Source organism: Actinomyces bovis (assembly GCF_900444995.1).
In the GTDB taxonomy this organism is placed as follows: domain Bacteria; phylum Actinomycetota; class Actinomycetes; order Actinomycetales; family Actinomycetaceae; genus Actinomyces; species Actinomyces bovis.
On the sequence record NZ_UAPQ01000001.1, the window covers coordinates 512354 to 537976 of the forward strand.

The following is a 25623-nucleotide window of genomic DNA, read 5'->3' on the forward strand; positions in this document are numbered from 1 at the left end:
AATAAAGTCCTCTGCTGGGTCTAGTAGCGGCAATTCGGAGGCGCCAAAGATCACATCTGTAATGTTAGGAGTATGCACAATCGAACTTCCTCAGGGGAACGGATGGGGGAAAGGGGTCAGGTCGTCCGGACCCAAAACTCGATCGGTGTAGCCCAGCTCGAGGGGCCTCTCGTAGATGCGGCGTCCGCCGAGGAATCGTCGGTTCCAACCCGCATCGAGTGGCTGAAGTTGAGGTGAGTAGGTCTTTACGACTGAAAGCCCAGCTTCGACAATATCAGGCGAGGTGACATCGACTGCGTAAACGTCGACACCTTGAGCTTCAAGTCGGCCTAACACTGCCTCGATTAGTTCGGCGGGCGTTGAGGCAGGCAGCACCGGCGCGGTACGCGGGTCTACCCAGTCTTCAGAAGCCCAAAGGAAGGAAGCCAAAGCGGCGCGATCTCGCTCCCCGTAGTATCGGACGTGATCATCAAACCCATTGATCGCGGTTCCATACGGCACATCGTCAGTGATCCTCTCCGAGGTACGCTGCTGAGCTTTGCACCAGGTGCGGGTCTGGAATGCCTCTAAGAGCGCTTCGATGGCGGCCTCGGCCAATGTGGGTCGCGCCGCAGCGCCCAGTGCTAAAGCTCCCCAGTCAGAGTACAGATTGCGAACGATTCCGAGGGCGGTTGGGACACCAAGATGCTCTGTGAGGTCAACGGCGGCATAGCTGATACCAGTCGGAGTGAAGTGACGACGACACAGGCGGTCAAGTTCAGGATCAGCAGAGATGTCGATCAGGGGCATAGACAGACCTGCATGCCACGTGACCATGAGAGCATCACGCTCGACGAGTTCCAGAAGACTGCTCACGATCGCCTCACGCCGATTCGGCCCACATGCCAGTCCATTTGATGTCGAATAGGTCAAGGCAGGCTCACCGTGACTACGCCGACTGTTGAGGAAAACAACCTGGGCTGGGACCAACGCCGGGGTAGCCCTTATCAAATCAACCCCGTCGACCCATCGGGTCCGGGTGTTGCGAGCGAACGGCGTAAACTGAAATGCTGAATCGACATATTGCTCGGCCGAAAACAACGCCATGTCGGTTGGATCAACGGCAGGCATGGTTAGTTGCTCAAACGTGGCCTCGACAAGGCGTTCGGTAGGCAGGTAGGCGGCACTGCAGCGCTCCACCGTCTCACCGATAGCGGATGCACGAGCCTGAAGGCGGTCGAACGAGCCCCCTCCGTTGGCACTGTTGGCCGGATGGCCGAGCGTTTCATTCGTGTCAGAAGCACCTGCCCCTACGTAGAAGCTGCGTACATCGTCAGCGTCATATGTGAGTTCAACAATATCCGTAGCGATCCCAAGGAATGGGGAGGCGAGTTCTTCGAGTACCCGGCAGGACGGCTCACGATCTACCCAGGGACCTCTGAACATCGCCTGGCGTCGCGCCATCACGTCCTGCTTAGCGATCACGGTCATGCTCCACCCTCGGAGTGCTTCACGTCCAGGCTCGAGACAGGAATAAAAGATCCCTTACGGGCATGGTCGGCCGAATCACAGGCACTGTCGCAAGTACATTTCTGGTCCGCATCGACCAAGTGTCGAGGCAGGAAAGAACTGGTCTCCGACACGGTGTCAACTTCGAACCACGGCTGCGGGACGCCTAAATCACGCACCCGACTGCAGTCGCGACAGCGGGGAACGCGGAACAGCCGATGCTCGGTAAGTGACATTCCGCTGACTCCCCAGCTCAGTGTGTAAGAGCGGCCTGCAAGTGGAGAAACAGTAAACGCCACAGGCAGTATGGACCATAGTATGAGATGGACTGCAAGACCTGCAACAGCAGCATCTTGCCCGGCCCCACTCCATGTCGAAATGGGATGTACGAGACCAGCATCTGCCGCAGCGTCGACGGTTCTCTGCTCCGAAAGAAAATCAAGTTGAGAGCGTCGTCGAAGCCGGAAGCAGTGATAGCAGCCAGTTTCCGTGGGGAGGAATGTAGGGCCAATAACGGCGTACGTACCGTCATATGGTAATACCTGGGTCCATGGTATTTCAGAGCGTAAGGACCACCGATTTACATTTTCGAGAACCTGTGCGTGGACGCCCCCAGGAGCCACTACCACTAAGTGCTGCAAATCGGTAGAAAGATCCATATGATCCAACTCGGCAACAGCTTCGTCCTCCGCGACAGCGCGAACTGTAGCCACACCTGAGCGGATGAACAGGCGGGCGATCTCGGATGCCACAGCTCCGTCACCGATAACGGTCGCATGAGTACGAGACAATAACTGAGCAACATCAGTGGGGTTGACAGAGTTCGCAATGGCCTCAGATAGAGCAGTGGCGGCACGTTCGCGCCACGGATTCTCCGGTAAGCCCGGCCCGGGCCCCTGAACCAGCAGACCATGCTTAGCAAGCTGACTCAAAGCGTTATCCAAAGCCGGTCGCACCGCGGGACCAATGACCTGACTTATCTCGTCCACGGTGCACTTCCCATCGAGTTCGTCGAACAAGGTAGGCAAGAACTCAGAGGCGGCTCGGCCTTGGAACACCACAGCCCTATCACTATATCGGAGAGTAAGCCGGTCTCGTTCGATCGCACACTCATACCACGGGGCTATCTGCGGGAACTCTGGGATAGGGGCTACAGCTATCGGGACAGTGATATCAGGCATAGGCATCTCCGTAAGTCTTACAATAAGTGAGCGACGAGAAGGGTAAAATCGGTGCGGAAACCACAGACAGTGCAGAGACGACTCTGTCAGCAATCACCAACAGCAGCAACAACAAAGCTTAGAGGTGCAGCAACAGAACTTCGAGCTGCAGCAACATTTCGCCGCTGCATTAGCAGCGAAGATCTTCGAGGTGCCAGCCTGATAAGAACTGAGATCCATCAGATCCCAGGTCAATTCGTCATATATGATAACTCCTCACTGAGTCTATATAATCTCCAGCCCACATAGATTAGATGTCTACTGTCGATACGACCGACGTACGGGAGATAGGGCTTAGACTTTTACAAGTATAGCAACACACCGTCAACGCGTCAATAGACCCGTAGCAAATGAGAGTGTAGATGGCCGCTGTGCTGCTCATCAGGATTTGCGACAGAGCCGTTGTATAGGTTTTGCCCTCAACTTTTCCAAGCTCCAAATCCTGCCAACTATTTTACGTGAAACATGCTTAGCCACACCCTGAAACACCTCGCGAGCGTTATCTTGAATTTCTTCAACCCAGTCCGGCATCACTATTAGCCTCACTGAAGCCCTAAATCGACGCGTCGAACACCCTCATAGCTCCACCCTAGAATCCCTAACCACACTCTCAAATCAGATAAGTCACTATAAACAACACCTCAATAGTAATAAGCTCATGTTTGCCGCTCAGTTAGCGGCAGACCCGAGGGTGTTGCGGCAGGTTAAGCAACCTGCCGCAACACCCTCGGCTTGTGGACTCGCCACAGCCCTACTGGCGTTTTGCAGCCAGTATTGACTGAGGAATCAGCTATCAGCCCTACGGCGTGCGCGGACTAAAGCCATGGTTACTCCCCCGACGAGAAGCAGCACCGCTACTGTCACTGCTGCCGTTCCGGCCGACACACCTGTAGCAGATAGGACTCCCCCAGACGGCTTGGTACCTGCTGGCCCAGCTGCTTGGTTCTGTCCCTGCGTACCAGGGGTTCCCAAGTCACCTGGCTGTGGCTGCGCCGGAGCACTTGCAGATGGCCCGGATGTAGGCGGATTCTGCTCCTGCCCGTTATCCGGCTTGGAAGACGGTGGGGCCTGCTGGCCGCCATCCTCCGGACGCTCCGGTGCCGGCTGCTGTGCCAAGGAATGTGTGGCGGGTAGCTTGGCCAGCACGATGCTGCCGCGCCCCTGAGTGTTATCCGCCCCGGCAAGCATGAACTTGCCCTTGTGTTCGTTGAAATCATGGAGCACTCCGACCGCACGTCCAAGACGGTTGCCGTCACCTTGAAGAGAGGTGAGCAGTGCTGCATCCAAGGCAGCTAAGTCAACTCGCCCACCCTTGGCATGGAGCACCGTCACATCGGCGCTGCCTGTAAGCGCAGAAGTATCAATAGCAAGCGCTTTGGCATCCTCGTAGGCGCCCAGGAGAATTGTTCCCGTGCTGCCTTTCGCTGCCTTTACCGCGCTAATGCTGTACCCCAGGCCTTTGGCACCACGAGAGTCGTAGAGCCACCAGCCACGGCTGCCCTCCTTGTCGATGACGGGTAATTTGGCCTCAGGGTCAGTGCTAACAGTCTCGCGGGAGGCTGAGCCGAGAACTACTGCTGCTCCACCATCACGAGTACGGGGCTCAGCCCCAAAGAGGATATCCGCGAACCCGTCACCGTTGATATCGCCTAGCGCAGCCACAGAGATACCTAGCCGATCTTTGCCGCGCAGGGGTCCGTTGACGGTAAAGCCCTTGAAGGACTTGGTGAGGTCAACCGTGCCACGTTCTGTACCGGAGACGAGCCACCCCATACCGGTTGCGACGTCGGCAGCACCATTAGCCTTGGCGACATAGCCACCAAAGAGGAAGTCGCTGATGCCGTCACCATCCACGTCTCCTGCTGGAGTGAAAGCAGATACGCGTTGTTCAGGTGTTCCTACTACACGCAGCAAGACTTGGCTGTCGTCAGCGATATTGACCGTCGCGCTTGAGGATCGGCCACTAACCACTGTGACCTCACCCCCGCGAGTCGGCCCACCAGCCAGCGAGACGACGGCAACATCTGCCAGGCCGTCACTGTTTAGGTCGCCCGCACCGGTTACAACATAGCCAGTCCCGGTAGGTCGGTCGCCGGTGGCCTCGATGACAAACCCGCGCTCACCAAGCTCATCAAGGTGCTTCGGCCAGGCAGCAGCGGAACCAAAGACAACGTAACCGCGCTGCCCAAGCTGGTCGGACACGCCAATGTCGCCTACGCCGTCGCCGTTAACGTCTCCCACGCAGGACACGTTTATGCCGGCCATCGCGTTTGCACGTCGTGGTCCTTCTACTTTGATCGCACCCGTTGCAGGGTCGTCAAGATCTCCGGTCTTAGCCCCGTTAGGGATGATGTAGAGCGCGCCGGTCCTGCCGTATTTATCCTGAGTGTGCAGCCAGGCGCTGGTAATGATGTCTTGACGCCCATCGCCTGTGACGTCACAGGCGTGCTGTGACAGCGAGGCTCCTGCAGCTGCATTCAAAGAGCCATACCAATGGGCAAGAGCTCCTGCCGGTGCTGCCGGTGCAACTGGGGGTGCCGGGGCTTGGGCAGGTAGCTCATTCAGCCCGTCCCGCACGGCGATCTGTTCATCTTCGGCACAGACCGGGGTTTTGAGATCTTTTGCTTCACCTCCTTGGGAATCCACAGCTTTGCTGATGCAGGTGTTGAGGGAGGGGTCTGAGGAGTAGTTGTCAGGGATGACAGACGCCGACGCAGGTCCGGCGACGAGTAGCAGCGCGGCGCCAGCCGCGAGTCCCGTCACCCCCGCCAGACGTCCTGGGAACAATGGGTGAGTGGCCATACCTATCCTGTAAAATTGGCCATTGCCAATGGTTGTTCTAACTGGGATGTGCGTCTTACTCATGGCAAGGCAAGCGTCTGCGCCACTGGCTCCGAGGAGGGTGCGGAAGCGGTCCGTGCCCTCCTCACCCACACCGAGACAGGGTCGCCTGCCCCGGTGAGTGAAATCAGATTGTGACGCATTGCGCCTTAGGTTTGCCTTACCTTCGAAAACGCATCGGGATACTACACAGTCGCCACCTAATCCTGGCAAGCCACAACCCTCAGCCCCATCCTCAACACCTTGGGCGCTATCTTTTGGGCAGGGCCCCCGGTTCACATGGCTCATCCGGACAGGCCACACCAGCCTTCGCCCGCAATCACGATGTAAGATCTGCAAGATCAGTGCAACTCTCGGCTAGCACCGCTCCAACACTTGACATAAGGAATGAAGAATGACGCAGAACCTGGCTAGCACCGTGCCCTCCCAGGTACGTGCGGTCTCAGGCCGCCCCGCCACCGCTTCCACCCACATGGAGGTCTGGCAAGGCCTGTCCTCCGCCATCGTCTCGCGGATCGCCGACGACTGGCACGCCACCAGCGAGAAGTACCGGGCTGGCCGCCAGGAGCACTACTTCTCCGCCGAGTTCCTCATGGGCCGCGCCCTGCTCAACAACCTGACCAACCTGGGCCTGGTTGAAGAAGCCCGCCAGGCCGTGTCTGCCTTCGGGCAAGACCTATCCACCGTGCTGGAACAGGAGCCCGACGCCGCCCTGGGCAACGGCGGCCTCGGCCGCCTGGCCGCCTGCTTCCTGGACTCCTGCGCCACCCTGGAGTTGCCGGTCACCGGCTACGGCATCCTCTACCGCTACGGCCTGTTCAAGCAGCTCTTCTCCGACGGCTTCCAGACCGAGCAGCCCGATCCCTGGATGGAAGAGGGCTACCCCTTCGTCATCCGCCGCGAGGAAGCCACCCGCCTGGTCCGCTACAACGACCTAACCGTCAAGGCTGTCCCCCACGACATGCCGATCACCGGCTACGGCACCCACAACGTCGGCACCCTGCGCCTATGGCGCGCCGAGCCGGTCCAGGAGTTCGACTACGACGCCTTCAACTCTCAGCGCTTCACCGAGGCCATTGTGGACCGCGAGCGCACCAACGACATCTCCCGGGTCCTCTACCCCAACGACACCACCTTCGAAGGCAAGCTCCTGCGCGTACGCCAGCAGTACTTCTTCTGCTCGGCCTCCCTGCAGGAGATCGTGGACAACTACATCTCCCACCACGGCGAGGACCTCAGTGACTTCGCCAAGTACAACGCCGTCCAGCTCAATGACACCCACCCGGTGCTGGCCATCCCCGAGCTCATGCGCCTGCTCATGGACGAGCACAAGCTTGGTTGGGAGGCCGCCTGGGAGATCGTCACCAAGACCTTCGCCTACACCAACCACACGGTGCTGGCCGAGGCCCTGGAGACCTGGGACGTATCCATCTTTGACCGCCTCTTCCCGCGCATCACGGAGATCGTCCGGGAGATCGACCGCCGCTTCCGTCTAGACCTGGCTGAGCGTGGCATCAAGCCTGAAACCATCGAGTACATGGCTCCGGTCTCCGGTAACACCGTGCGCATGGCCTGGATTGCCTGCTACGCCTCCTACTCCATCAACGGTGTGGCCGCCCTGCACACGGAGATCATCAAGCGCGAGACCCTGGGTGAATGGCACGCCATCTGGCCTGAGCGCTTCAACAACAAGACCAATGGCGTCACCCCTCGCCGTTGGCTCCGCCAGTGCAACCCGCGCCTATCCGCCCTGCTGGACGAGGTCACCGGTTCTGACGCCTGGGTAACGGACCTCTCCGTCCTGGCGCAGCACACCGACGCCGTCGACGAATCCGTCTACGCACGCCTGGCAGAAGTAAAGCGCGCCAATAAGGTTGACTTTGCGGCCTGGGTTAAAGAACGCGAAGGCGTGGAGATTGACCCTGACGCCGTCTTTGATGTGCAGATCAAGCGCCTGCACGAGTACAAGCGCCAGCTCCTCAACGCCCTGTACGTGCTGGACCTGTACTTCCGCATGAAGGAAGACCCGACCCTGGTGGTGCCTAAGCGGGTCTTCATCTTTGGTGCTAAGGCTGCCCCCGGCTACGTGCGCGCCAAGGCCGTCATCAAGCTCATCAATACTATTGGCGAGCTAGTCAACAATGACCCGGTGGTCTCCCAGACCCTCAAGGTCGTCTTCATCCACAACTACAACGTCTCCCCCGCCGAGCACATCATCCCCGCCGCAGACGTCTCCGAGCAGATCTCCATGGCGGGTAAGGAAGCCTCCGGCACCTCCAATATGAAGTTCATGATGAACGGCGCGCTCACGCTGGGCACCCTGGACGGCGCGAATGTGGAGATCCTGGATGCCGTGGGTGATGACAACGCCTACATCTTTGGCGCCACGGAAGACGAACTGCCTACCCTGCGCCAGAGCTACGACCCGCGCACCGCCTACGAGACGGTCCCCGGCCTGCGTCGCGCCCTGGACGCCCTCATTGACGGCACCCTGGATGACCACGGCACCGGTGGCTTCGCGGACCTACGCCGCAGTCTCCTAGAGGCCTCCTATGAGCCGGCGGACGTGTACTACGTGCTGGGTGACTTCGCGGCCTACCGGGAGACCAAGGACGCTATGGCGGCCGACTACGCCGACCAGCGCGCCTGGCAGCGCAAAGCCTGGGTGAATATCACTCGCTCCGGCCGTTTCTCCTCCGACCGCACCATCAGCGACTACGCCCGCGAGGTTTGGCATATCGAGGCGCAGCCCATCGCCTGATCCCGACAGCCACTTAGCGACGACGGCGCCCGCCACACCGGTTCATCCGGTCGGCGGGCGCCGTCCTTTGGCTTTATTAGCGTCCCTCAGCGGTGCTGGCGGGGCTCAGTACAGTTCGGACTGCTTGGGGGCGGCAGCTTCCATCCAGGAGACCAGCGCGTTGTATGACTCCGAGGGCATCGCCAGATTCACGTGCTCACTGCGATAAGTGCAGGTCACGTCCACCACGCGGCCACTGATGGAGCGTGGGTGCACCCCCACGATCTCCAAGTCCTCGCGCTGGAAGCGATAGTGCGGTCGCAGGCGGATGGACATGAGCCGGTGCCAGACCAGCTCCTCGCCCCCAAAGCTTCCAATACCGGAGAACCAGCCGCCTTTGCCCGGGTGGGACAGGCCGCATTCAAAGGAGCCCACACGGCTGGCTAGTAAGCGCAGCCGCCACAGGAAGGCCAGGGAACCCAAGAGTATTACGCCAGCCACAATGGCCGCCCAGTCCCAGCCCCCCAGCCCCATGGTCAGTCCTCGAAGCCGTCCCCAGCCGGCATCAGCTCCTCGGCCTCAGCCAGCATCTGGTCCACCCCAATGGCTGCCGCAGACTCGGCCTCTTCACCGGAGAGGTCAGCAGCCACGGTAACCACGTCATGGTCCACGGAGCAGAAGCCACCGTTTACCGCGATAATCACCTCGGCGGCGCCGTCGACCGGTGTAATCCGTACCTTGCCGCGGCCCAGCAGTGCCAGCACCGGGGCTCGTCCAGGCAGCACGCCCATCTCGCCGTCGATCAGCGGCACGGAGACGCGCTCAGCCTGCCCCATCCAGGAGCCAGCCCCACTGCGTGAGACCGCTTCGACACTCAGTGCCATGCGTGTACCTCCCCCTTGCCTGCTGCCGACCTCATCAGGCCTTCATCATCTCAGCGGCCTTGCGCTCAAGGTCCTCAATGCCACCGATGTTAAAGAACGCCTGCTCCGGGAAGGAGTCGTACTGGCCGTCACAGATCCGCTTGAAGGCCTCAATGGTCTCAGTTAGCGGCACGGTAGAGCCGGGCACACCGGTGAACTTCTCTGCCATGTAGGTGTTTTGGCTCAGGAACTGCTCAATGCGGCGGGCGCGAGCCACCGTGACCTTGTCCTCCTCGGAAAGCTCGTCCACACCGAGGATCGCGATAATGTCCTGCAGCTCCTTGTTCTTCTGGAGGATGGACTTCACGCGGGTGGCGACGTCGTAATGCTCCTGCCCCACGTACTGAGGTGCCAGCAGGCGAGAGGTGGAGGCCAGCGGGTCCACAGCCGGGTAGATACCGCGTGAGGCGATCTCACGGGAGAGTTCCGTGGTGGCGTCCAGGTGCGCGAAAGTGGTGGCCGGGGCCGGGTCGGTGTAGTCGTCCGCGGGCACGTAAATGGCCTGCAGGGAGGTGATGGAGTGGCCCCCGGCGGAGGTGATGCGCTCCTGAAGCTGGCCCATCTCATCAGCCAGGTTGGGCTGGTAACCCACCGCGGAAGGCATCCGGCCCAGCAGCGTGGAGACCTCAGAACCGGCCTGAGTGAAACGGAAAATATTGTCGATGAACAGCAGCACGTCCTGGTGCTGCACGTCGCGGAAGTACTCGGCCATGGTCAGCGCGGACAGCGCCACGCGCAGACGTGTGCCCGGCGGCTCGTCCATCTGGCCAAAGACCAAGGCGGTCTTGTCAAAGACGCCAGCCTCATCCATCTCCACGATCAGGTCATTGCCTTCACGGGTGCGCTCACCTACGCCTGCGAAGACGGACACACCGCCGTGGTCCTGTGCCACGCGCTGAATCATCTCCTGGATGAGGACGGTCTTGCCCACACCGGCACCACCGAATAGGCCGATCTTGCCACCCTGGATGTAGGGGGTGAGCAGGTCGATGACCTTAATGCCGGTCTCGAACATCTGCTCCTTGGATTCAAGCTCATCGAAGGCCGGAGGCTGGCGGTGGATGGGCCAGCGTTCCTTGACTTCAAGAGTCTCTCCGGGGGCGAGGTTGAGGACCTCGCCGGTCACGTTGAACACGTGGCCCTTGGTGACGTCGCCAACGGGCACAGAGATGGGGGCGCCAGTGTCCCGAACGACGGCGCCGCGCACTAGGCCGTCAGTGGGCTTCAGCGCGATAGAGCGGACAATATTGTCACCCAGGTGCTGTGCCACCTCCAGGGTCATCTCGGTGGTGCCATCACCCTCACCCTGGCCGGTCAGGTCCACGGTGGTTTTCAGGGCGTTGTACATGGCCGGGATCGCGTCCGGCGGGAACTCGATGTCCACGACAGGACCGATGATCCGGGTGATCCGCCCGGTGGAAGTGGTGCTGGGGGTGTCGGTCATGGTTCGTTCTTTCGGTGCGTGCGGTGGCGGCGGCTTTGGCAGTTGGTCTCAGCCTGCGCCTAGGGCGTCGGCACCCGAGACGATCTCCGTGATCTCCTGGGTGATCTCGCCCTGGCGCGCAGCATTGGCCAGACGGGTGTAATTCCTGATGAGCTCCTCGGCGTTATCCGTGGCCGTATGCATAGCCTGCTGGCGGCTAGCCAGCTCGGAGGCCGCAGACTGTAGGAGCGCGTTGCGAATGCGGGAGGCGACGTAGCGGGGCAGCAGAGCGCCCAGCACGGCCTCCGCGGAGGGCTCAAACTCGTAGAGGGGCTGTGCGCCGGAGAGTTCGGGGAGCTCGGCCTCATGCCCGGCAGCAATATCTGCCCGGTTGAGTTCACCGGGCCCATCGACGTCTACCACAGTCAGCGGGAGCATGCGGCGCACCTCAGGGACCTGCGTGACCATGGTTTTGAAGCGAGTGAAGACGATATGTACTTCAGCCACTCCCCCGGCTTCCGGTGGGGACAGGAAGTAGTCGAGCAGTAGCGCAGAGACTTCGTCGATCACCTTGTCTGAAGGCCGGTCGGACTCCCCTATCCAGGAGTACTCCACGGGGCGGCCCCTAAAGGCATAGAAGGCCTGGGCGCGGCGGCCGAAGGTGAAGAGCACGGGCTCGTGCCCCTCCTCCACCAACTGCTCCAGGAGCCGCTCGGACTCGCGCAGGATTGAGGCTGAGTAGGCGCCTGCCATACCCCGGTCTGAGGTGACCACCAGCACGGCCACCCGTTTGGTGTCCGTGCGCTCCCTTGTGATGGGGTGGTCCAGGTGTGAGTAGGTGCCGACGGCGGCAACCGCCTGGGTCAGGGCGTGGTCATAAGGGGACGCGCCCTGGGCCTTATTCCGCGCCTGCCCGATACGGGAAGCAGCGATGAGCTCCATCGCACGGAAAACCTTTTGAAGGGTCGCCGTGGAACGGATCCGCTGCTTGTAGACGCGCTGCTTACCGGACACTGTCAGCCCCTCTTGAGGACGATCTGCTCGCTTGTGCGCTCAGCCTCGGGTTCATCCTCGTCAGCGGCGACCTGTGCGCCCAGCATGCGGCCACCGGAGAGGTAGCTGGCGCGGAATGCTTCGACGTCGGCACGCAACTGTGCCTCGGTGTCCTCCTCCAGCTTGCCGGTCTCGCGGATGGTGGCCAGCACGGTGGAGTTGCGACGCAGGTGGTCCAGCAGGGCGGACTCAAAGGGCAGCACCTCAGCCACGTCAATGTCATCCAGGTAACCGTTGGTGCCGGTCCAGACGCTGGCGACCTGCTCCTCCACCGGGTAGGGGGTGAACTGGGGCTGCTTGAGCAGCTCCATGAGGCGCTCACCGCGGGTGAGCTGCTGGCGGGTGGCGGCGTCTAGGTCAGAGGCGAACATGGCGAAGGCCTGCATGGAGCGGTACTGCGCCAAGGTGATCTTGAGCGTGCCAGCAACCTGCTTCATGGCCTTGATCTGCGCGGAACCGCCCACGCGGGACACGGAGATACCCACGTCCACGGCCGGACGTTGGTCAGCGTTGAATAGGTCTGACTGCAGGAAGATCTGGCCGTCGGTGATGGAGATGACGTTGGTGGGGATATAGGCGGAGACGTCGTTGGCCTTGGTCTCGATAAGTGGCAGACCGGTCATGGAGCCGCCACCTAGGTCATCGGAGAGTTTGGCGCAGCGTTCCAGCAGACGCGAGTGCAGGTAGAAGACGTCACCGGGGTAGGCCTCGCGGCCCGGCGGACGGCGCAGCAGCAGGGAGACTGCGCGGTAGGCCTCGGCCTGCTTGGATAGGTCGTCAAAGACAATCAGGACGTGCTTGCCGGCGTACATCCAGTGCTGGCCGATGGCGGAGCCGGTGTAGGGGGACAGGTATTTGAAGCCGGCGGGGTCAGAGGCGGGGGAAGCCACAATGGTGGTGTACTCCAGGGCGCCAGACTCCTCCAGGGTGCGGCGCACGGAGGCGATGGTGGAGCCCTTCTGGCCGGTGGCAACGTAAATGCAGCGCACCTGCTGCTTGGGGTCACCGGTCTCCCAAGCGGTCTTCTGGTTGAGGATCGTGTCCAGGGCGATGGCGGTTTTGCCGGTTTTGCGGTCACCGATGATGAGCTGACGCTGACCACGACCCACGGGGATCATCGAGTCAATGGCCTTCAGCCCGGTCTGCAGCGGCTCGTGCACGGATTTGCGCATCATGACGCCCGGGGCCTGCAGTTCCAAGGCACGGCGTCCCTCAGAGGCGATGGGGCCCAAGCCGTCGATGGGCCGCCCCAGGGGGTCCACCACGCGGCCCAGGTAGCCGTCACCGACGGGCACAGAGAGCACCTCGCCGGTGCGGCGAACGGTCTGCCCCTCTTCAATGGCGTCAAAGTTGCCCAGGACGACCACACCGATCTGCCGCTCGTCCAGGTTCATGGCCAGTCCGGCGGTGCCATCCTCAAAGGTGAGGATCTCGTTGGCCATGGCGCCGGGCAAACCTTCAACGTGGGCGATGCCGTCAGCGGCGAATACGACGTGGCCGACCTCCTCGGCGGCCACCTTGGCAGGCTCGTAGGAGTCGACGAACTCATCCAGGGCGGAGCGGATGTCCTCCGGCCTGATGGTCAGCTCAGCCATGTCTCTTTCCTTCTTGTGGGTTCCTGCGGGCGTGCAGGTGAAGTTTGGTGGTGGTGGGGCCGGGCTCAGCCGACCAGCTGGGTGCGCACACCCGCCAGGGAACTGCGCACGGTGGAGTCGATAATCAGGTCACGCACGCGCACACGCACGCCCCCAAAGACCTCGGGATCAACGATTAGGTTAAGTTCGACGTCGGTGCCTAGGCGCTGCTCAAGGATGCGCTCCAGACGAGCCTCCTGCTCTGTGCTGAGCGGGATGGCGCTGGTTACATCAGCGATGGTGCGGTTTTGCAGCCCAGCTGCTAACTCAGCGACACGCCGCAGGTTGCGGGGCACCCCGCCCTCAGTCTCGTGGCGCACGCACCAGGTGACCAGACTCATCGCGGAGGAGGACAGGCTGGTGCCCAACACCTTGTAAGCCAGCGCCACCCGTGCGTCCTGAGTGGTGTGATTGGAAGGCTCTAGAGCCAGGCGCAGGTCCCGGTTGCCAACCAGCAGGTTGTAGACCGAGAAGACCTCATGCTCCACCGCGTCTAGGCGCCCACCGGCCCGAGCTCCAGCCAGGATGGCCTGGATACCCAGATCGTGCAGGGCATGTACCAGATCGGAGGGCTTAGACCAGCGGCCACGCACCAGCGCAGCCAGCAACTCGACTACCCGGCCGTCAACGCACCCGGCAAAGAGGCGCTGAGCCAAGGCGGCCTTGGCCTGCGGGCTGCGGCCCGGGTCGGTCAGTGAGCCACGCAGCGAGTTAGCGGCGATCTGGTGGGCCACCGCGAGGATCTGCTCCCCCAGCTCAAGTGCCTGCTCCCCGGCCTGCTGTAAGACGGGCTCCCAGGCCTGGGTGGCCTGGGCCTGGGTGGCGGCACTGCCGGTGTTCACTGCGGCCCCTGGGATCCGGTGGCGGCGGCGACGTCGGCGGCGCTGAACTGCACCGACTGGGCCTCCAGGTCGTTGAGGAAGCGGTCGATCACCCGAGAGGACAGCTCGGTGTCACGCAACTGCTCCCCAACGATCTTCTCCGCCAGGCCCGCAGCCAGCATGCCGACGTCGGAACGCAGGGAGATCTGGGCGGCCTGCTTATCTGCCTGAATCTGCCGCTGCGCCGCCGACAGCGCCTTGCCAGCCTCCGTGGCGGCGGCAGCGCGGGCCTCAGCAATAATCTGTTTGGCCTCAGTCTGAGCGTTCTCGCGGATGCGAGCAGCCTCGATACGCGCGTCCTCAACCAGGCTGGTGGCCTTGGCTTCAGCCTCCGCTTGCCCCTGCTTGGCCTGTTCGGTGAGGGCTAGGCCCTCCTCGATCTTGGCGGTGCGCTCATCCATAACCGCGTTGAAGCGCGGCAGGGCGTATTTAATCAGGACCAGGGCGATGACGGCGAAGCAGACTGTGCCCCAAAGGAGGTCAGCCACATGCGGGACGAAGAGCCAGATGCCCTCTGGCGCTCCGCCCTCCTGGTGGTCGGCGGCGGCCAGCACCATGGGCAGTGCGGCGCTCAGGGTCATTGTGGTCACGGCCTCAGAAGACGAAGCCCGCGGCGAAGCCGAGCAGACCCAGAGCCTCGATCAGGGCCGCACCGATGAACATATTGGTGCGCAGGGCGCCGGCAACCTCAGGCTGACGGGCAGTGCCCTCCTGGGTCTTGGCGACGAGCAGGCCAATGCCGATGGAGGGGCCGAGGGTGGCGAGGGCGTAGCCGATCGTGGCGATGGAGCCGGTCATGGGGTTTCTCCTTGGTGTGTTGGCGTCGCAGTTGCGGCGTCTGCTGGGGTGTGGAGGTTTACTGCTTGGCTGCGGGGATTACCAGAGCCAAGCGGTCCATTTGCTCAGTGCATATGGACCGAAGAATCAATGTAGACGGCGGTCAGGAGGGCAAAGATATAAGCCTGTAGGGCGGCCACGAAGGCCTCGAAGAGCACGAAGGCCAGCCCGAGCAGCAGGGTTACCGTCCCCAGTGCTTTGAGCTGCGCCGAAGCATAGAAAAACAGGGCATTGGTGGCCACGAAACACAGGGCCAGCAGCAGGTGCCCTGAGATCATATTGGCCATGAGTCGGATGGTCAGGGTCAGCGGACGCATCACCAAGTTGGACAGGAACTCAATCGGGATGATTAGAGGCGCCAAGAAACCCGGCACACCTGAAGGCATCACCGTGCCCTTGAAATAGCCAACTACCCCGTTCTCCCGCAACCCGGCATAGATGAAGGCGATATATGAAACCAGGGCGAATACCAGGGGCATGCCCACCACACCGGTGGAGGCGATCTGCAGCCCCGGGATGATGCCGGAGATATTCAGGAAGAACACACCTAGGAAGATGGTGGTGAGCAGGGGCGCGAATTTCTTGCCGTAGACCGGCCCGAGGATCTCCTCGGAGACGTTCTTGCGCACGAAGCCCAGCATCAACTCCAGGGCGTTCTGGAAGCGACCGGGCACTACCTTGGCGCGAGCAGCACCGATCCCAAAGACCAGGACCAGCAGAAGCGTCATAACAATGCGCACCAGCATGATCCGGTTGATCTCAAAGGGGGTTCCAGCCAGGAACAGGGCGGCCGGGTAGAAGTCGTCAAGCGACGGTGGGTGGAAGCCGTCGTACTCAGCCGCAGCAGGGACAATCGCCGCCGTCTTCACGGCGACGAGGGACGCGCTCGTGAGCACCTGACCTCCTTCGGATGAGCTGCCGCAGGGGAAAGGCGGCAATGGGCACAGCCTAACCTACCCAGATCGGTGCTCCCAACCAGTTGACCGATCAATACGACGTCGGCGGCAAGCTCAGGGACCTACCACCAGCGTCCTGCCTCGCGCCAGCGTGACCACCTCCGCCAAAGTGACCCCCAGCACTGCAGCAGCGAAGGTCGCAAAGAACCAAGCTGGCGAGTAGCTGCCCTGCCGGGCCGACATAATGGCCAGCAGCACTCCCGCCACCAGGAACTTGGCAAACATGGAGACCATCACCCCTGCACCTGCCAGCAGCGGCCAACGGTGCCATGGCAGCGCCAAAGAAACCACCGACGCCGTCGTCAAGGCCACGCAAGCGCCTGCACCCCAAGCGGCCCCAGCCAGAACTTTGCCGCCTACCGCCAGGCCCGCGCCCAAACTCAGGACGGTAACCGCCACGCCGACCACCAACACATTGCGGGCAGCTCGGCGAAACACCTGGGAACTGGTCTCCACACTCATCGCGACTCCCTCACTCAGTCCTGCTCCCTATCAGTCGTCCTGGTCACCCGGCACCTGCGCCGAATCCTGCTTGCGCTCAGTGCGCTTAGAGGCCCGGTGACGTTCCACCCCGCCGGTGTGGCGCGACACCGCCACGCGCACCCCCGGCATGAGGTCCAAAGTGGCCAGCAGCGCCAGCGCCAAGGCCACTACAAAGCCGATTAACACCTTGTCTGTAGGGAAGAAAGCCATGGCTGCCACCGGGAAGGAGACGGCGGCTGCCCAAATGTACATGGTCAACACCGCCCGCCGGTGGGAGTGCCCCGCATCAAGGAGCCGGTGGTGCATATGCATGCGGTCAGGGTGGAAAGGGCTCAGCCCCTTACCCATCCGTCGGAAAACCGCCATGGTCATATCCGTCAGCGGCAGCAGCAGCACCGCGAAGGGCAGCAGCACCGGCAAGAAAACCGGCAAAGCCCGGGAGCCGCCCAGGGCACCGGGGTCAATTTGACCGGTGACGATAATCGTGCCGGCCGCAGAGATTAGGCCCAACTGCATAGAACCGGAGTCCCCCATGAAGATGGAGGCCGGGTGGTAGTTATGCGGCAAAAATCCTACGCAAACGCCGATCAGCGCGGCCACCACCGTGGCTGCCAAAGAGGCGTAAGACCCGGCGGACAGCTGGCGGGTAAGCACGTAGGTGTAGAGGAAGAAAGCCACTGCGCCAATGCCGATCAGCCCAGCTGCTAAGCCATCCAGACCGTCCACAAAGTTGACGGCATTGATCACTGCCACCACCACCAGGACGGTGGAGATCAAGGACAGACGAGAGGAACCAATGGTTACCCCACCCACGGGGAAGGTAATTAGCTGAACCCCCTGCCAGGCCATAATTCCGGCGGCCAACACCTGCCCCACGAGTTTGGTCATCCAGTCAAGTTCCCACAGGTCATCCACCACTCCGAGGGCGCAGACCAGTCCGGCCCCAGCCACCACCGCCCAGGCGCTGCGACCGATGACAGACTCCAGGAAGGGGATATTGTCGGCCACCGCGATGGCCGTGGCGAATCCCAGGAACATAGCTACCCCGCCCAGGCGGGGGATGGGAGCTTTGTGCACGTCACGGCTGCGCACAGGGGCCATGGCATTGGCCATTAGGGCAATATGCCGCACGATCGGCACGGCCAGGTAGGTGCAGGCAGCGGCCACGGCCAAGACCAGCAGATAGACCCTCACGGTGCGGGCACCTCCCTGGTGGCACTGGTGGCAGCGCTCGTGGCTGCGTTGACGACGGCGAGCACCTGCTGGCGGCTTAGCACGCCGTCGCGCAGGAAGACGGGCGTTTGAGCCTGTTCCCCAGCTAGGGACACGATGGTGGAAGGAAGCGGACCAGGGGTGGGGCCGCCGTCGAGTAAGAGGATGTCAGCGGTGGTGGCGCTGGCGGCATCCGCACGGGTGACGCGACCAGGGAAGGCGGCGGTGGCGCCAGCGGCGTCGGTGGCGGGGGACTCGCCGGTGCGGTTGGCGCTGGTGACTGCCAGCGGGCCGGTGCGCTCCAGCAAGGCTAGGGCCAGCGGGTGGTTCGGCATCCGCACGGCGATGGTGCCGCCGGTCTCGCCCAGTTCCCAGCCAAGTTGCGGGTGAGCGTCGAGCACGAGGGTCAGGGCGCCGGGCCAAAAGGCCTGCATTAGGGCGGTGGCGGCAGCAGGCACCTGGGCAACTACGCCGTCGAGCTGCGCGGCGCTAGCCACGAGCACAGGCGGAGGCATTTGGCGTCCGCGTCCCTTGGCGGCTAGGAGGGCGGTGACGGCGTCGGCGTCACTAGCTGTGGCGCCAATCCCGTAGACGGTGTCGGTGGGCAGGATGAGTAGCCCGGAGCCGCGCAGGTGAGCGACAGCCTGCTCCAGCCCTACCACTGGAGATGGCGGGGTCTCCGGCGCCCGGCTGGGCTGGCTGGTCTCCGGTCGCAAGGTGCTCACGGGCGCATACTGCCACGAAGGCCTTGGCGTTCCGTGAGAACCCCATTGGCGTGGCCGCAGCTGCCGTCTATGAGATGCTGAGGGCCCAGCTGTGGACCTTTGGCTAAGAGTGGTCACGGCGGCTTTCTCACAGGTCGACGGCGAACACCTGGAGGCCGGCGTCCTGGGCGTTATAAGGCTGTTCAGCGACGACGACGAGGCGGGTCTGCCCCCAGGGCGCCGCCAGCTTTGTGTGGTCGCTTAACTCTGGGCGGTCAGCTAGCTCTGTGTAGCCCGCTGCCGTGCGGTGAGCTGCAGCGGTGGGCAGGAGACAGGCCTCGGAGTAGCCGAAGGGCTCCTGCGCTCCGGTCAGTGCGGCTAGTGGCCGCCAGGTGGTGCCACCGTCGAGGCTCAGGCTGAGACGTCCTTGTTGACGGGAGCGGGGGTCACTGGCATGGGTGCACAGCAGTGCGCGCGTGCCGGGCAGTGCCAGCAGGGCGGCATTACAGCCGGGATCCGGCAGTTCAGTTGCTGCCTCAGGCAGGCTCCAGCTTTGGCCGCCGTCGCTGGAATGGGCTTGCAGACGGGTGCCGCCATAACCGCCATCGCGCGCCGAAAGCACCAGCGTGCCGTCCGCCAGTTCGGCCACGGCCCACTCGTCCACGCCGCTGGTGGCTGCTCCCCCAGCCAAGCTCTTGGTGGCGGACTGTGCCGGAGGCGGTACCTCTTGGCCCAAGAACCAGCTGGCGCCGGCATCGTCTGAGAGGAGGGCGCGGGCGCGCACGGGGCGACTGCCATCTGGCCCAGGTGGCAAAGCCGTAACCAGCGGTTGCAGCAGGCGACCGGGTTGGCAGGGGCCGGTGAGGCTCAGGCCGTGCCCAGAGACAGGGAAAGCCACCAGCCCAGTCGGCTGGCCGGGGCCAGGCAGGCACAGGTCACTCAGGTCCCGCCAATTCCAGCTGGCGCCGGCGTCACGGCTGTAAGCGTGCAAGAGTCGCAGGGTGCCGGGCTCGGCAGGAGCATTAGGAACCGCCGGGCGGGTCGGGCAGTGCGCCCCGAACAGCCCGACGTCGGTGGCGGCGGCAGCGAATAGGTGGATTGTGCCGTCGGACCCAAGCAGCAGGGAGGGGTCTGACAGGCCTCGCACCTGGCTGCAGCCAGGGCCGGGCGTGAGCTGCTGCGGGGCGCTCCAGGTGGCTCCGGCGTCGGTGGAGCGGCGCAGCCACAGGGTGTTGGGGTTGGGCAGGTCGCCAGGCAAGGCGCCACCACTGCGCTGCCAGCCGCTTGCGGCCACGGGCGGGCGGTGGTCGTGGACCAGCAGGAGCGTGCCGTCAAGCAGGGCTAGGAGTGCGGGGACGCGCAGAGCTCCGGCGGGACTGCCGGGCAAGTCGGAGGCTTGCAACTGGGCCAGTGGCGTCACCCGAACGCAAGGCGTGGCTGAGGAGGCAGCGGAACTAGAGCAGGCTGGGTTCACAGGCATTTCAGATTCACAGGTCATTCAGATCTACGGTCCACTCAAACAATTCGGCGGGCTGCAGCCCAGCGGGTGAGTTCATTGCGGTTAGACAGCTGGAGTTTGCGCAGCACCGCAGAAACGTGGGTCTCAACGGTCTTGACAGAGATAAAGAGTTCGGAGGCGCACTCCTTGTAGGTGTACCCCCGCGCAATCAGGCGCATAACCTCCCGCTCTCGGCTAGAGAGGCGGTCCAGTTCCGTATCCGCCACTGCCACCTCACCGCCCCCCGTACCAAAGGCGTCCAGCACAAAGCCTGCCAGACGGGGAGAGAAGGCGGCGTCTCCGGCAGCCACCCGGCGCACTGCCTGGGCTAGATCCTCGGCCCCAATCGCCTTAGTGACATAGCCGCGCGCCCCCGCTCGGATCACGGAAACCACGTCTTCGGCAGCGTCGGAGACAGATAGGGCCAGGAAGCGACTGCTGGGCACGTCATGGCAGGCGGCAACCACCTCCGCACCGCCGCCTCCGTTGCCTCCGGGCAGGTGCACGTCCAGCAGCACCACATCCGGGATAAGCGCATGCACGGCGGCGATGGCGCCTTCGACGTCGTCGGCCTCCGCCACCACCTGCAAGTCTGGGGCGTGGCTAGCCAGTTCGGTGCGGACCCCGGCGCGGGCCAGGGCATGGTCATCCACCACTAGGACCCGCAAGGCTGGTGGTTCTGCCTTGGCGGTGGACGGGCTGGGGCGGTCAGTCATGGGTGTCCTTCCGGATGGTGGGCAAGGTCAGGCGAATCTCGGTGCCGTGGGCTAGGCGGTGCACGCAAGCGCTGCCACCGTGGCGCTCCATGCGGCCAATGATGGACTCGCGCACGCCGTGGCGATCGGCAGCAACCTCCTGCAGCTCAAAGCCCTCCCCGTGGTCTCGGATGAAAACCTCAATGCCTTCCACATTGGTCTCCACGTAGAGGCTGACGGGGGGATGGCCGTGGCGCACAGCATTAGACAGGGCCTCGCGGGCGGCGGCCACCACCACCTCAGTGGCCTGATCCGGGGCACGATCCCCCACGGTGACGACGTCAATCCCAAGTCCGTAGCGGTCCTCCACCTCACCAGCCAAGTCCTTGAAGGCATCAGATACGGAGGTGCCTGCCTCCGGGCGGTCGGTGTAGAGCCAGGCGCGCAGCTCGCGCTCTTGGGCACGCGCCAGGCGGGCGACGGTCTCAGGCTCGTCTGCGCGCTTGCGAATCAGGGTCAGGGTCTGGAGCACCGAATCGTGGAGATGGGCGGCAATATCTGCCCGCTCGGCAGCCCGAGCTTCAGCGGCACGGGTGTCGGTAAGTGCCCGGCTGGTGCGCAGCAGCAAAGGCACCAGGATCAAGCCGATACCTAGAACCAGGGCACCGCCCACCACCACCCCAGACATGAGGTTGGCAGAGGGCAGGTCGCGGCTAAGCCACACCAGAATGCCGACGGCGGCCAGAGCCACTCCCCCCAGCAGTCGCAGCAAGGAACCCAGGTCCCGGGAGGGGCCTGTGAGGGTCCCAGCTTGAGCCCAGGCCAGGGCCACACCTGCAGCTAGGAGCGCCAGGGGCACCAGGTCGGATACGCCATTGAGGTGCCCCGCCCGCCACAGGGCCAGGAGGAGAGCGGCTGCTACTAGGGCGGCTCCGCCTAGGAGGGTGCGTGAACGGGGGCTGAGTTGGGCAGGTTGGGAGAGCTGCTCAGTTAGGCGGGTGGCCAGTCGGGCTTGGGCTGCAGGCACCTTTCCGGCAGCTTCAGCCCAGGGGTCGCCTGCTGGCATATAAACCCACAGCAGGGCGTAAAGGAGCAGACCGGCTCCCCCCATTAAAGCAGTCGCAGCCACTAGCAACCGAATGGCAACCACAGGCAGTTCTAGGTGGGCGGCGACACCGGCACAAACCCCCATGAACCAGCGGCCAGGCCGGGCTGGGGCGAGCGGGGGAGTGCTCACCTGCCTGGGCGTGCGCCGCAGAGGCAGGCGAGCTGAGACTCGCGGATAGGCAAAGGGGCGGGAGTACTGGCCGCCGTAGTAATCCGGCTGGGGGCGAGCAATCGGACCGCCTGGTGGTGCCGCTGCCTCGGGGCTGCCGGGGGCGGAGACTGGGGCGCCGGGCCGCCAGGTGGCGGGAGGAGTATCCCCAGGGGGCCGCGTCGTCGTCATGCCCTAATCGTGGCATGGCACAGCGAGCCCCTGAAGGTGCTGCGGGCAGAAATCAGGGAGATAGCCAGAGGGGTTCAGGGACGGCTCGGGGTGTCCCCTGATGGCAGCGAGGAGTGCCCTCCCCGGAGCATTGAGGCATGGACAACAACTTCCCTTCCCAGCCAGTTCCCGGCCCGGATGAGCCGCAGGCTCCGGGTCAGGCCGCCGCTAGTCCTGCGCCTGACTATTCGCAGCCTGAGAACTGGGCGCAGTCGCCCAGGAACGACGGCGGCGCCTACCCCGGCGGCCAGCAGCCTCTGAATGGGGCTTATGCGCCGGGCGGGCCCACTGCACCGGGCAGCCCCTACCCGCCAAGCAGCGCGCCGCTGGGGTCCTTCTTTGACTCGATCCGCCGCACCGGCCTGTTCCGGGGCCGCGAGCGCTGGGTCGGTGGTGTCTGCTCCGGTCTGGCGCGGCGCTTTGACCTAGACCCCGTGCTGGTACGGGTGCTGGTAGTTGTAGGTACCTTGTTCCTGGGCCTGGGCCTGCTCCTGTACTCCCTGGCCTGGGGGCTGCTGCCCGAGGAGGAGGACGGCCGCATCCACTTGGAGGCTGCTCTGCAGGGTGATGTGAGCGCTGGCTTTGCCGGAGCCTGCGCCGGGACATTCATAGGTGGCTTCTCCACAGACAAAGGTTTCTTCCCGAATTGGTACCTGAATGGCACGGGACCGTGGTTCTTCTTCGGACTGGTGCCTGTATTCCTGTTGGGGCTTGGCATCTGGGTGCTGGTGGCTTGGCTGAGCCGCCCCCGCACCCCCAACGGCGCCAGGCCGGGGCAGACCCCCAACGCCCCTATGCCCGGCAGTGCTGCTACGGGCAGCCCTGTTCCTCCGGCTGGTGCGCCTGGCATGCCTGGCAGCTACCCGCCGCCCACTGGCGCTCCGGCTGCCCCCATGTCCGAGGCTGCGGGCACCCCCGAAGCTGACGCTGCTACTGGCGCTAGGCGCGGTGCCACCGAGCCGATGGCCCCCATGCCCAGCGCTCCGGCTGTCCCCCTGGGCGGTGCTGCTGCACCCAGTTACCCCACTGCTGCCTACGCGGCCGCACCCTACGCCGGACCGGCCAGCCCAGCCCCGGCGTCGCCCTACCAGCGCCCTAGCCAGCGGAGCGTGCCGCCACGCCCTGTTCACCCGCCACGCCCTGTCCGCCCGCCGCGCCCGCGAGTGCTGGGTCCTGGACGCACCGTCAGTCTGCTCGCGCTGGGCTTGGGGCTGCTGGTGATCGCTGGCTGCAGCTGGGCCGCACACGTGGGCGGCACCAGAGTCGCGCTACCGCTGGTGGGCCTTGGTGCCTTGGCCGTCATCCTCGGCCTGGGGATCGCCTTCAGTGGCTTTAGGGGGCGGCACGGCGGCTGGCTCAGCGCCCTGGGCGGGCTCAGCCTCTTTGCTTTGATTCCGGCGCTAGTGTTTGGCGGAACCGCCCCAATTAGCGCTCTGCGAGCGCTTGATGGCGGCAAAGTATCTGATACCCGCACCATCACCTGGGCAGATATTGCCACCAGGAACGGCTCCTCCCACGAGCTTGGAGTGGGCCGAGTGCTGGTTGACCTCTCCGACATGCCTGCCGACGCCGCTCCCAGCAGTCTTACTCTGGAGCTAGGCGTTGGCAAGGTCGAGGTGATGGTCCCGGCGGGCCGTGCCATGCAGGTGGAGGGCTCTGTCGGCATTGGTAACCTGCAGGCCTCCACCAGTTCCCAATGGCGCGCAAACGGTACTCCGATCAGCGCTTCGGAGGGATGGGCTGGTGCAAGCGTGTCCACCTTCCATAACTCGGATGGTTCACCGAGCAGCACCTATTTCTATGAGGCCAACGGCGTCATTGACGACGTCTTGCTCAGCTCACCAGCACCTAGCCCGCGCCTAAACCTCAAGGTAGAGGTCGGAATCGGTGAGCTTAGGGTCACCGAAACCACCCCGGCCACTACCACCTGGCAGGGACAGGTGCTGGAAGACGGCACCTGGGTGGTGCAGCGCTGGTACAACGATCTAGGGGAAACCAGCGAGAGTCTGCCCGTGCCTGGCACCAAGCATCCCGCTATCAAAGCCCAGCAGTCCCAGAAGTGCATTGACCAGGCACTAACAGACTCACGTGACGGCGTCGGTGTGGACAAGCCCGTTCTAGGTTTGAATGACAACACTTTCTTCCTGCAGAGCAACCAGTACGAGGTCTACAAGCAGTGCGTGGCTGAAACCCTCAAAGCTGCCAACCAGGCTCAGCCCGACGCCACTCCTAGCGCGGCTCCCAGTGCTAGCGCTACCCCTAGCCCCGCCGTCGAATCACCTAGCCCTACTCCCAGCCCCGCCGCGGGCTGAACTAACAACGAAGCACCTGAAGACCACATGCAGACAGGAACCTAACCATGAACACCACCCCAGCCAGCCCCTCCGCCCTCACTCCGGAGGACACCTCCAGCCTGTCCACCAGCCCACTCCCCCAGACACCAGACAAAAGCGCTACCACCGCCGATCCGCCCAGCCCCTTCAGCGCTTTCGCGGACCCCACCACCGTAGATGAAAAGAACCCTAAGGCTTCACCGGCGGCCTCCGTCAGCGACGGCGTCTGGTCCGCCAACCGGCCTACCCAGCTCGCCCCGGTGCCCGTGTCGACCACAATGCGCTCTGGGACCGTGACTTGGGGGGTATTCCTGGCAGTGCTCGGCGTGCTGCTAATCGCCATCGGTGTGGGGATGCCCCTGGACTTGACCAAGATCTCGATCGGCGTGATCGGTGGCCTGGGGGTGCTCCTGCTAGTGCTAGCTCTACTGCCCCGCCGCAAGGACGAGGCCGCCTAGTTCCAGCGCCTCGCTAGTCCCCTTTCATCACCAATTCGCCCGTTCTTGCTGAAAACGCCCGTAGTGCAGGCGTTTTCGGCAAGAACGGGCGACGTCGTCGGAAATGGGCGTTTTGGTTAGCCCCGCACTTAAGCCTGGTAGACGATGCCCGCCTGTACCTGGTGCACGGCCTCCTCACCGCGAAGCTGGCGCAGGATCTCCAAACCCAGCTCGATGGCGGTGCCCATGCCACGGCTGGTGAGCACCGCGCCGTCAACCACCACCGGCGCCTGGCTAATGGCGGCGCCGCCTGCTTCCAGGGCCGGCATGAAGCCCGGGTTGGCGGTGGCTTGGCGGCCACGCAGCAGCCCCAACTCCGCCAGGATCGACGGCGCCGCGCAGATCGCCGCGACTAGCTCTCCGGCCTGCACCCGGCGGGTGACTTCTGTGGTGACCTGCTCGCAGGCCTGGAGATTGGAGGTGCCAGGCAGGCCACCGGGCAGCATCACCAGGGTGTAGGTGCTCAGGTCAGTGTCCGCCGCCAGGGCGTCACAGCGGAAAGTGAGTTTGTGGGAGCTGGTGACTTCTAGGGAGTCGGTGATGGAGAGCAGATCCACGCGCACACCGCCGCGGTAGAGCACGTCCATGACAGCCAGAGCCTCCACCTCTTCCAGCCCGGGGGCGATCATCAAGGCGACGGTCTGGCTGGTGGCAAGCTGGTCGGGAGTGGGCACGGTTCCTCCTTAGGCTAGGCCGCCCGGCGACGGCGTCTGCTGGCA

General features: G+C 63.6%; 22 protein-coding genes. 3 read left to right on the top strand and 19 right to left on the bottom strand.

Going from position 1 to position 25623, the window contains the following annotated elements; all coding sequences use genetic code 11:
• Positions 1-90: 90 nt before the first annotated feature.
• The 3 genes from DR039_RS02190 to DR039_RS02200 all read right to left on the bottom strand — a co-directional run bounded on the left by DR039_RS02190 (position 91) and on the right by DR039_RS02200 (position 5510).
• Positions 91-1470 (bottom strand): YcaO-like family protein, encoded by a 1380-nt coding sequence (locus DR039_RS02190; protein WP_111835743.1) that lies wholly within the window; start codon positions 1468-1470, stop codon positions 91-93.
• Positions 1467-2675 (bottom strand): TOMM precursor leader peptide-binding protein, encoded by a 1209-nt coding sequence (locus tag DR039_RS11740; protein WP_111835744.1) that lies wholly within the window; start codon positions 2673-2675, stop codon positions 1467-1469. Before DR039_RS11740 ends, DR039_RS02190 begins: the two co-directional genes overlap by 4 nt.
• An 819-nt stretch (positions 2676-3494) precedes the next feature.
• Positions 3495-5510: an FG-GAP repeat protein gene (locus DR039_RS02200; RefSeq protein WP_170166905.1), complete on the bottom strand. Its 2016-nt coding sequence runs from the start codon at positions 5508-5510 to the stop codon at positions 3495-3497.
• A 433-nt stretch (positions 5511-5943) separates the two neighbouring features.
• Here DR039_RS02200 and DR039_RS02205 point away from each other — a divergent pair, with 433 nt between their 5' ends.
• Positions 5944-8310, top strand: a complete 2367-nt coding sequence (locus tag DR039_RS02205; protein WP_111835746.1) for a glycogen/starch/alpha-glucan phosphorylase — start codon at positions 5944-5946, stop codon at positions 8308-8310.
• A gap of 105 nt (positions 8311-8415) precedes the next feature.
• Here DR039_RS02205 and DR039_RS02210 read toward each other — a convergent pair whose 3' ends face one another.
• The 15 genes from DR039_RS02210 to DR039_RS02280 all read right to left on the bottom strand — a co-directional run bounded on the left by DR039_RS02210 (position 8416) and on the right by DR039_RS02280 (position 22035).
• On the bottom strand, positions 8416-8823 hold the full coding sequence (locus DR039_RS02210; protein ID WP_111835747.1) for a DUF2550 family protein: 408 nt from the start codon (positions 8821-8823) through the stop codon (positions 8416-8418).
• Between the two features lie 2 nt (positions 8824-8825).
• Positions 8826-9173, bottom strand: coding sequence for a F0F1 ATP synthase subunit epsilon (locus DR039_RS02215; RefSeq protein WP_111835748.1), 348 nt, complete (start codon positions 9171-9173; stop codon positions 8826-8828).
• A gap of 34 nt (positions 9174-9207) precedes the next feature.
• Positions 9208-10656, bottom strand: coding sequence for a F0F1 ATP synthase subunit beta (gene atpD / locus DR039_RS02220; RefSeq protein ID WP_111835749.1), 1449 nt, complete (start codon positions 10654-10656; stop codon positions 9208-9210).
• 48 nt (positions 10657-10704) lie between these two features.
• Positions 10705-11649 carry a F0F1 ATP synthase subunit gamma gene (locus tag DR039_RS02225; protein ID WP_111835750.1) on the bottom strand — a complete coding sequence of 315 codons (945 nt, stop codon included), beginning with the start codon at positions 11647-11649 and terminating at the stop codon, positions 10705-10707.
• A 2-nt stretch (positions 11650-11651) separates the two neighbouring features.
• On the bottom strand, positions 11652-13283 hold the full coding sequence (atpA, locus tag DR039_RS02230) for a F0F1 ATP synthase subunit alpha (protein WP_111835751.1): 1632 nt from the start codon (positions 13281-13283) through the stop codon (positions 11652-11654).
• 65 nt (positions 13284-13348) lie between these two features.
• Positions 13349-14164, bottom strand: coding sequence for an ATP synthase F1 subunit delta (gene atpH, locus DR039_RS02235; RefSeq protein WP_111835752.1), 816 nt, complete (start codon positions 14162-14164; stop codon positions 13349-13351).
• Positions 14161-14784, bottom strand: a complete 624-nt coding sequence (locus DR039_RS02240; protein ID WP_111835753.1) for a F0F1 ATP synthase subunit B — start codon at positions 14782-14784, stop codon at positions 14161-14163. Before DR039_RS02240 ends, atpH begins: the two co-directional genes overlap by 4 nt.
• A gap of 13 nt (positions 14785-14797) precedes the next feature.
• Positions 14798-15001 carry an ATP synthase F0 subunit C gene (gene atpE / locus DR039_RS02245; RefSeq protein WP_111835754.1) on the bottom strand — a complete coding sequence of 68 codons (204 nt, stop codon included), beginning with the start codon at positions 14999-15001 and terminating at the stop codon, positions 14798-14800.
• 104 nt (positions 15002-15105) lie between these two features.
• The gene (gene atpB / locus DR039_RS02250) at positions 15106-15936 is read right to left on the bottom strand and encodes a F0F1 ATP synthase subunit A (RefSeq protein ID WP_111835755.1); all 831 of its coding nucleotides are present in this window, start codon (positions 15934-15936) and stop codon (positions 15106-15108) included.
• A 114-nt stretch (positions 15937-16050) separates the two neighbouring features.
• A complete protein-coding gene (locus DR039_RS02255) occupies positions 16051-16458 on the bottom strand; it encodes a hypothetical protein (RefSeq protein WP_111835756.1) in 408 nt (135 codons plus the stop codon).
• Between the two features lie 30 nt (positions 16459-16488).
• The gene (locus DR039_RS02260; RefSeq protein ID WP_111835757.1) at positions 16489-17673 is read right to left on the bottom strand and encodes an MraY family glycosyltransferase; all 1185 of its coding nucleotides are present in this window, start codon (positions 17671-17673) and stop codon (positions 16489-16491) included.
• On the bottom strand, positions 17670-18407 hold the full coding sequence (locus DR039_RS02265; RefSeq protein WP_111836012.1) for an L-threonylcarbamoyladenylate synthase: 738 nt from the start codon (positions 18405-18407) through the stop codon (positions 17670-17672). The genes DR039_RS02260 and DR039_RS02265 overlap by 4 nt, the downstream gene beginning before the upstream one ends.
• Positions 18408-18543: 136 nt before the next feature.
• The gene (locus DR039_RS02270) at positions 18544-19875 is read right to left on the bottom strand and encodes an exo-alpha-sialidase (RefSeq protein ID WP_111835758.1); all 1332 of its coding nucleotides are present in this window, start codon (positions 19873-19875) and stop codon (positions 18544-18546) included.
• A 35-nt stretch (positions 19876-19910) separates the two neighbouring features.
• On the bottom strand, positions 19911-20609 hold the full coding sequence (locus tag DR039_RS02275) for a LuxR C-terminal-related transcriptional regulator (protein ID WP_111835759.1): 699 nt from the start codon (positions 20607-20609) through the stop codon (positions 19911-19913).
• A complete protein-coding gene (locus DR039_RS02280) occupies positions 20602-22035 on the bottom strand; it encodes an ATP-binding protein (protein WP_111835760.1) in 1434 nt (477 codons plus the stop codon). The genes DR039_RS02275 and DR039_RS02280 overlap by 8 nt, the downstream gene beginning before the upstream one ends.
• A 137-nt stretch (positions 22036-22172) precedes the next feature.
• On the opposite strand from DR039_RS02280, the gene DR039_RS02285 reads away from it, so the two are divergent.
• Both DR039_RS02285 and DR039_RS02290 read left to right on the top strand, forming a co-directional pair.
• Positions 22173-24386 (top strand): PspC domain-containing protein, encoded by a 2214-nt coding sequence (locus DR039_RS02285; protein WP_111835761.1) that lies wholly within the window; start codon positions 22173-22175, stop codon positions 24384-24386.
• 47 nt (positions 24387-24433) lie between these two features.
• On the top strand, positions 24434-24865 hold the full coding sequence (locus DR039_RS02290) for a hypothetical protein (protein ID WP_111835762.1): 432 nt from the start codon (positions 24434-24436) through the stop codon (positions 24863-24865).
• Positions 24866-24993: 128 nt separating this feature from the next.
• Here the strand turns inward: DR039_RS02290 and DR039_RS02295 are convergent, their stop codons facing one another.
• Complete coding sequence (locus tag DR039_RS02295; RefSeq protein ID WP_111835763.1) at positions 24994-25578, bottom strand: DJ-1 family glyoxalase III; 585 nt, start codon at positions 25576-25578, stop codon at positions 24994-24996.
• Between the last annotated feature and the right edge of the window lie 45 nt (positions 25579-25623).

What these genes read in the sequence shown, in the direction of transcription:
- atpD (WP_111835749.1), bottom strand. Translation starts at nt 10,656, where the DNA reads ATGACCGACACCCCCAGCACCACTTCCACCGGGCGGATCACCCGGATC.
- DR039_RS02215 (WP_111835748.1), bottom strand. Translation starts at nt 9,173, where the DNA reads ATGGCACTGAGTGTCGAAGCGGTCTCACGCAGTGGGGCTGGCTCCTGG.
- DR039_RS11740 (WP_111835744.1), bottom strand. Translation starts at nt 2,675, where the DNA reads ATGCCTATGCCTGATATCACTGTCCCGATAGCTGTAGCCCCTATCCCA.
- DR039_RS02275 (WP_111835759.1), bottom strand. Translation starts at nt 20,609, where the DNA reads ATGACTGACCGCCCCAGCCCGTCCACCGCCAAGGCAGAACCACCAGCC.
- DR039_RS02290 (WP_111835762.1), top strand. Translation starts at nt 24,434, where the DNA reads ATGAACACCACCCCAGCCAGCCCCTCCGCCCTCACTCCGGAGGACACC.
- DR039_RS02270 (WP_111835758.1), bottom strand. Translation starts at nt 19,875, where the DNA reads ATGCCTGTGAACCCAGCCTGCTCTAGTTCCGCTGCCTCCTCAGCCACG.
- DR039_RS02280 (WP_111835760.1), bottom strand. Translation starts at nt 22,035, where the DNA reads ATGACGACGACGCGGCCCCCTGGGGATACTCCTCCCGCCACCTGGCGG.
- DR039_RS02190 (WP_111835743.1), bottom strand. Translation starts at nt 1,470, where the DNA reads ATGACCGTGATCGCTAAGCAGGACGTGATGGCGCGACGCCAGGCGATG.
- DR039_RS02285 (WP_111835761.1), top strand. Translation starts at nt 22,173, where the DNA reads ATGGACAACAACTTCCCTTCCCAGCCAGTTCCCGGCCCGGATGAGCCG.
- DR039_RS02200 (WP_170166905.1), bottom strand. Translation starts at nt 5,510, where the DNA reads ATGGCCACTCACCCATTGTTCCCAGGACGTCTGGCGGGGGTGACGGGA.
- atpA (WP_111835751.1), bottom strand. Translation starts at nt 13,283, where the DNA reads ATGGCTGAGCTGACCATCAGGCCGGAGGACATCCGCTCCGCCCTGGAT.
- DR039_RS02210 (WP_111835747.1), bottom strand. Translation starts at nt 8,823, where the DNA reads ATGGGGCTGGGGGGCTGGGACTGGGCGGCCATTGTGGCTGGCGTAATA.
- atpE (WP_111835754.1), bottom strand. Translation starts at nt 15,001, where the DNA reads ATGACCGGCTCCATCGCCACGATCGGCTACGCCCTCGCCACCCTCGGC.
- DR039_RS02205 (WP_111835746.1), top strand. Translation starts at nt 5,944, where the DNA reads ATGACGCAGAACCTGGCTAGCACCGTGCCCTCCCAGGTACGTGCGGTC.
- DR039_RS02240 (WP_111835753.1), bottom strand. Translation starts at nt 14,784, where the DNA reads ATGACCCTGAGCGCCGCACTGCCCATGGTGCTGGCCGCCGCCGACCAC.
- DR039_RS02255 (WP_111835756.1), bottom strand. Translation starts at nt 16,458, where the DNA reads ATGAGTGTGGAGACCAGTTCCCAGGTGTTTCGCCGAGCTGCCCGCAAT.